We start from the raw sequence: 5,606 nt of genomic DNA on the forward strand, positions 1-5,606 counted from the left end.
AGGAGGTTTATAACATGCTAAGCGAGTTTAAGGCTGCAAAATTTCGGTTTACAATAGTTGCCAGGGAGGAGATGGTGCTTCCGGCGTTTAAGGGCTCCATGTTGAGGGGTGGATTTGGTCATGTGTTTAAAAAGGCGTGTTGTGTAAGCAAGCAAGGTGATTGCGCTTCGTGTCTGATAAAGACCAGTTGCCCGTATGCATATGTATTTGAGCCTTCGCCGCCGGATTCGGCACGGCATTTTAGCTCAAACGAGAATCTCCCCCGGCCTTATGTGTTTGAGCCGCCCCTTGATGATCAGAAGCATTTTAATGTAGGCGATGTGCTCAGATTTAACTTGGTTTTGATTGGTAAAGCGATTGATTATTTGCCATATTTTATATTCGCTTTAAAAGAACTCGGAGAGATAGGCATAGGAAGAGAGTGGGCAAAGTACAGGTTATCTCTCGTTGAAGCCATCGATGTTTTTACGGATGAGGGTACTCCTATTTTCGATGAGCGTGATGGGTCGTTGAGCGATGATAAAAAAATCATCAATGCAAGCACATATTTAGACGGCATGAACCGGTTGCCCGAGGACAAGGTCTTGGTAAATTTCTTAAGCCCTACCAGGATTAAGTTTGACAAGCGGTGGTTATTCGATGAAATACCATTTGTTGGGCTTATCCAAAGTCTTACCACCAGGCTAAACAACCTCAACACGTATTTCTGTGGAGGAGCCTGGAATAATGAGTTACGGACATTGCGTGACTGGGCGACCTGTGTTGGTATTTTGAGTACCGATATACGTAAACACAGCGTTGCCAGGTATTCAAGCAGGCAAGAGAAAAAAGACAGCCTATCCGGTGTAATCGGTCAGGTGCTATATGCCGGTGATCTTAAAACGTTTTATCCGATTTTAATGTTGGGTCAAGTAGTCCACGTCGGGAAAGGCTGTGTTTTTGGCTGTGGGCGTTACGAGGTTAATTAGCGGTTATCTTATAGGTGGAGTATGCCGGTCCTTTATGTCGACGAACAAGGTGCGATTATACGGAAAGAGGGCGGTCACTTAGTAGTTAAGTGCAAGGATAGGCCCACGACATCGGTGCCGGTTTCGAATTTGAAACAGGTCGTTGTTATCGGCAACGTTCTGCTAACGACCTGCGCGTTGGAGCTACTTGCATCGCATTCGGTTGACCTGGTAATCCTTTCGTATTATGGCCATTATATAGGTCGCTTTCAGGGTGAGCTTGGCGGTGACGTTAGCGTGCGAAAGCAGCAGTACGCAATGGCGGCCAACCCCGAGTTTTGTCTTCGTTTTGCCCGCCAGATCGTACGGGGAAAACTCTCAAACATGAGAACGCTCCTTTTGCGCTACAACCGTAAATTAAAAGATACATCTGTTGCTCTTGCGATCGCAGAAATTGAACGTGCGCTCGCGTGCATAGACGAAGCGACATCGCTTGCACAATTACAAGGTTATGAAGGAAGCGCCAGCAAAAGTTATTTCAGCGCTTTTAAATCTATTGTTAAAACGAGCGATGGTGACGCTTTAAACTTTAGCAAACGCTCCAGACGCCCACCTGCTGATCCCATCAACGTACTGCTAAGCTTCTCATATGCGCTTTTGACCTCCCTGGTTAATACGGCGGTGTGTATCGTGGGGCTTGATCCATACCAGGGCTTTTTCCATCAGGACAGATTTGGGAGGTCGTCCCTTGCGCTCGATTTAATGGAAGAGTTCAGACCCGTGATTGCAGATTCGGTTGTGTTGAGATTGGTCAACAGCAAGATAATTACGGATACTGATTTTGCCATACAAGATGGTGATGTTCGCCTTAGCGAGCGGGGCAAAGCAATGTTCTTTAAAGCGTTTCGGCAACGCATAACAACAACCACGATCCATCCTCATGAGGCAGAGCGTACAAGTTATGAACGCTGTGTTGAATTGCAGGCACGTTATCTGGTGCGAATACTCCTATCAGATGAGCACTCATATCAACCTTTCACTGTCAGGTAAGTTCTCTGCCTCTTGCGATCAAGTCTATATAACGGTTAACAAATATACAGGCGCTAAAATAATCCCTTAGTGGGTAGTAATACAATATGATATATGGAATATTAAGGATATGGTATTTAAGCCAGCAGTAGTGTCTTAAACGGCAGCGATAAAAGCTCCGCAAGGTGGGTGTAGCTATGAGAAAAGCTCGGTTGGATAATAAAGGGTTGTACGAGATGGTCTGCAATAGCTCTAATTTGCGCCTGGCCTGGGAAAAGGTAAGGGACAACAAAGGGTGCGCAGGTTCGGATCGGGTAACGATTGAAGATTTTGAGCAAGATCTTGACGCAAATCTCGGTGGGCTCGAAAACCGCTTGCGTTTGTGCGATTATCGTCCTCTACCATTGCGACAGGTAATTATCCTGAAAAAGGATGGCAGTAAGAGAAAGCTTGCGATTCCGGCTGTTGTGGATAGAGTAGCCCAACAAGCTGTACTTAATATTATCGGCCGACTTATCGACCAAGAGTTTGAGGATTGTAGCTTTGCATACCGCAAAGGCAGATCAATTTACCATGCAATCGCAAGAATTGAGCGGTACCGATCGGATGGTTATACTTGGGTGCTGGATGCGGACATAGACGATTACTTTGATGAAGTTGATCATGAGCTGGTGCTCAATGCGTTTGGTAAATATATCAAAGATCGTCGTATCGCCAATCTTATTCGCATGTGGCTGGAATGCGGCGTACAGGATGGTTTTGTTGTAAAGCGGCGCGAAAAGGGGCTTCCACAAGGTTCGCCAGTTTCGCCGCTTCTTTCTAACCTTTATCTCGATGTGTTTGATGAGGCGCTTTCAACAAAGGGATACAAGCTGATTCGCTATTCTGACGACTTTATTATTCTGTGTCGAGAAAGACCCCAAGCGGACCGGGCACTCCAAGACGTTGAGGCTTTGCTGCGAGAACTTCGTCTCGCGCTCAACGTCGATAAAACGAGGATCACAAACTTTACCACGGGATTTAGATATCTCGGAGCCCTCTTTGTCGGTTCTATGGTGCTTGCGCCGAGACCGGGCAAGAAGGTTGAAAAGACAGCTATTGATGAGCAATTATGCACACCGATTGTTTATGATGCCGCGATCGGCGCAGAAATGGAGACTGCCCCGGGCTTTCTCATCACTAATGAGCACAATGGCCCTTCAAATCAGCTAGCCCGCCGTAGCACTACGGCCAATCGGCAGAGGGGAACCGGTTACCATGGACGCTCATCTTCATTTTATCCGTTTGCTGATGCGCATATCGAAATATCCGCTTTAGCTGATTATGTATTCTGCCGCAACGCCTTCTATTACAGGCATGTGCTTGGGTTTGTCTATGAGAACCAGGATATGCTCGCCGGTCGCGTGCTGCACGAAACTGTCCACAGTGATAGCACCACTAACCGGGGTGGCAAGGTGGTTTTGACAAATCGACCGTTGTTCTCACGACGCTTAGGTATAACAGGTCGTGCTGACGTGCTGGAACAAAAGGATGGGGGGCTGTTGCCGGTTGAGTATAAGACAGGCCAGCGAAGTACGTTATGGCCCAGTATTCGAGTGCAGTTATGTGCTCAAGCGCTGGCTCTAGAGGATATGACAGCGCGTCCGGTCCCGCACGGCTATGTTTATTTTACCGAGAGCAGATCCAGAGAGAAGGTTTCGTTTGACCACAAATTACGCTGCTACACCATAAGAATTATTAGCGAGGCAAGAGAGTTGCAGAGAAGAACAACGCATGACACCATAATGCCGAGCACGAAATGTTTCAGGTGTTCAACAAGGCATATGTGTCTACCAGAAGAAACTGTTCGCCTAAAGCGCTTTGCACGCGAGGGAGTTTTTAAGCACATTATCAAATAGCATACGATACATTGAATGGAAACTTGGTTCTGGCAACCAAGATACCGGTGAGGTTTGGCAATGGCAACGCTGTATGTAACAGAACAGGGCGCGGTTGTTCACAAACGAGGAGAGCGACTTGTAATAACCAAAGATGGGAAGCGCCTGAAAGAAGTTCCCTCAATTTACCTCGACAAGCTGGTCATTGTCGGTAATGTGAGCATTACCACACCCGCGATATCTTTCTTGTTAGACGAAGGAATCGATACCGTGTACCTTTCTACTCGGGGCAGATACAAGGGCAGGTTGCAACCCGAATATTCTAAGAATATCCTGCTCAGGCAACGCCAGTTTAGAAAAGCTGAAGACCCCGTGTTTCGTCTAACATTCACCAGAGCCATAGTGGCCGGCAAAGCCCTTAACCAGCGTAATCGGTGTCTGCGTATATTGAGAAACCGTACTATTAATTCCGACAGTGTGCGGCAAGAACTAGATGTTTTACGTGCACACGTTAATACTGCTACTGATATAGCTATACTGAGGGCGTTAGAGGGTGAAATATCCAGGCGTTATTTTTCGGTTATCAGGGGCTCACTCAACGAGGCGTTCTCGTTTTCGGCTCGGCGCAGAAGACCCCCGACCGACCCGGTAAATGTGCTGCTCAGCTTCTCATATGCGCTTTTAAAAAATGCCGTTTTCTCATCTATATCAGCCACTGGCCTTGATCCCTACCAGGGATTTTATCACGTATGCAAATATGGAAGGCCGGCGCTTGTGCTTGATGTAATGGAAGAATTCAGGCCGATTATTGCGGATGCGGTTGTTTTAAATGTAATCAACAACAGGGTCATCGAGCAATCCGATTTCATACAGGAGAGCGATGGCATGTCTTTATCAGATGCGGGCATAGAGAAGGTAATAATTCACTTTAACAAGAAGCTCTCATCTGAATTTGAACATCCTTACTTTCGCTATCAAACTGATTTCAGGCAGTGCATAGACCTGCAAGCCCGATTCCTGGCAAAACACATTCTCGGCTATACGGACGAGTACTATCCACATATTTCGAGGTAGCGGCGATGTTTATAATGGTTACCTATGACATTGAGGACGACAAGCGAAGGAATAAAGCGCACAAGGCACTAAAAGATTTCGGTATTCCAGTTCAGCTAAGCGTTTTTGAATGCATGCTTGACAAGGGCGATTATCAGAAAATGAAAAAGAAAGTACGTTCAATTATTAAAAAGGGCGATGGTGTAAGGTTTTATCGGTTATGTGAGGCATGCGACAAGCGAACTACGTTGAGCGGAACCGGTTACATCTTAAAAGAAGAAGATTTTTATATTGTTTAAAGGATATTGCACCGAGGCATCGAATGTTCACCGTAATAAGTTACGACATACAGGATGACAAAAGAAGATATAAAATCGCCTCCATTCTTAAAGACTATGGGGCCAGGGTTCAATACTCGGTATTTGAAGCCGATCTTACAGATGCTCAACTTTGTGAGGCTAAGCAACGAATAAATGATGTGATGGCGAAAGAAGATCAGGTACGATATTACAGACTCTGCGAGGTCTGCGTGAATAATATAGAGATGCTGGGAGGCATCCCAATAACCGTCTTAAATGATGTCATCGAACTATGAGATCTACCAGGTCAAATAAACCACCGTCCCGCTCGCAAGGCTTTTGTGGGATGGTAGCTATACATAAGTGCTGGTAGACAACGAGTGAGGGTAGGTGCTATGCAA

The 5,606-nt window shown here is 46.2% G+C and carries 6 protein-coding genes; all 6 read left to right on the forward strand.

The features are described 5' to 3' along the window. Window positions 1-968: CRISPR system precrRNA processing endoribonuclease RAMP protein Cas6 (cas6, locus tag COY37_RS08150; protein ID WP_286977163.1), on the forward strand; the 968-nt coding region annotated here is incomplete at its 5' end. Between the two features lie 21 nt (window positions 969-989). Then, entirely contained in the window at window positions 990-1,997 is a 1,008-nt protein-coding gene (cas1, locus tag COY37_RS08155) for a CRISPR-associated endonuclease Cas1 (RefSeq protein ID WP_286677392.1), read from the forward strand. Window positions 1,998-2,173: 176 nt separating this feature from the next. Further along, window positions 2,174-3,874: a CRISPR-associated protein Cas4 gene (gene cas4 / locus COY37_RS08160; RefSeq protein WP_286677391.1), complete on the forward strand. Its 1,701-nt coding sequence runs from the start codon at window positions 2,174-2,176 to the stop codon at window positions 3,872-3,874. A gap of 60 nt (window positions 3,875-3,934) precedes the next feature. Next, on the forward strand, window positions 3,935-4,927 hold the full coding sequence (cas1, locus tag COY37_RS08165) for a CRISPR-associated endonuclease Cas1 (RefSeq protein WP_286677390.1): 993 nt from the start codon (window positions 3,935-3,937) through the stop codon (window positions 4,925-4,927). 5 nt (window positions 4,928-4,932) lie between these two features. Next, on the forward strand, window positions 4,933-5,205 hold the full coding sequence (cas2, locus tag COY37_RS08170; RefSeq protein ID WP_286677389.1) for a CRISPR-associated endonuclease Cas2: 273 nt from the start codon (window positions 4,933-4,935) through the stop codon (window positions 5,203-5,205). Between the two features lie 23 nt (window positions 5,206-5,228). Next, window positions 5,229-5,501, forward strand: coding sequence for a CRISPR-associated endonuclease Cas2 (gene cas2, locus COY37_RS08175; RefSeq protein WP_286677388.1), 273 nt, complete (start codon window positions 5,229-5,231; stop codon window positions 5,499-5,501). Window positions 5,502-5,606: the final 105 nt, after the last annotated feature.

This window comes from Candidatus Aquicultor secundus (assembly GCF_002791875.1).
In the GTDB taxonomy this organism is placed as follows: Bacteria; Actinomycetota; Aquicultoria; order Aquicultorales; family Aquicultoraceae; genus Aquicultor_A; species Aquicultor_A secundus.